Genomic DNA, 831 nt, shown 5'->3' on the forward strand with positions numbered 1-831 from the left:
GGTCGCGCCTTTGCGGCCTTTGCCGCAGCTTTCGCCCGAGCCAGCCGAGAGACGCCCGAGGTGGTGTCGCTTGACGGCAAGGCTTTGCGGCGGGCCTACGAGAAGGGCTTGGCAGCCAGTCCGCCGTTGACGGTGTCGGCCTTCGCCGCCGAGACCCGGCTGTGCCTGGCGGCAGTCTCGCCGAGCGCTGGTGAGAACGAAGTCGAGGCCGCGCTCAAAGTCGTCGAACTCATTGATCTTACGGGCAGATTGGTCACCGCCGACGCGCTCCACTGCCACACCCGCATGGCTGCGGCCATTACCCAAAGAGGTGGCGATTACCTGCTTGCGCTGAAGGGCAACCGTCGTCATTGGCTGCGCCGTGCCAACCTGCAACTGGCCGACGCCACCCCTTCCATTGCCGAGCGGACCGAGACCAGCCACGGCCGCAACGAGTGGCGGCAAGCCGAGATCGTGGCGGCGGCCGAGCCGCTGATGCCCGGCCACCGGGCCTTCATCCGCATCACCAGCCGGCGCGATCAGGCCAGGCCGTTGATGCGCCTGTTCATGGCCTCCACGCTCATGTCGCCGCAGCGGGCGCTCGACCTCACTAGAGCTCATTGGCACATCGAGAACGGCCTGCATTGGATGCTTGATGTCCATTTCGATGAGGATCTCAGCCGTGCCCGCAAGGATAATGCTCCCGCCAACACAGCCCTTCTCAATCGCCTCGCCAGAAACATCCTTCAGACCGCCGATGCTGCCAAAGTCCCCATCAGCCATCGCATCAAGAAATGCGCCTGGAACGACGACTATCTCATCAATGCCATCACTCATATGCGATAGCCCTGC

Annotated in this window: 1 protein-coding gene; it reads left to right on the forward strand. The window is 63.9% G+C overall.

Annotated features, from left to right (window positions below; all coding sequences use genetic code 11):
• Positions 1 to 825 (forward strand): ISAs1 family transposase (locus NKJ84_RS33050; RefSeq protein WP_352510011.1); only part of this gene is annotated, 825 nt, incomplete at its 5' end.
• Positions 826 to 831 lie beyond the last annotated feature (6 nt).

Origin of the sequence: Mesorhizobium sp. M0048 (genome assembly GCF_040323405.1) — a bacterium.
GTDB lineage: Bacteria > Pseudomonadota > Alphaproteobacteria > Rhizobiales > Rhizobiaceae > Mesorhizobium.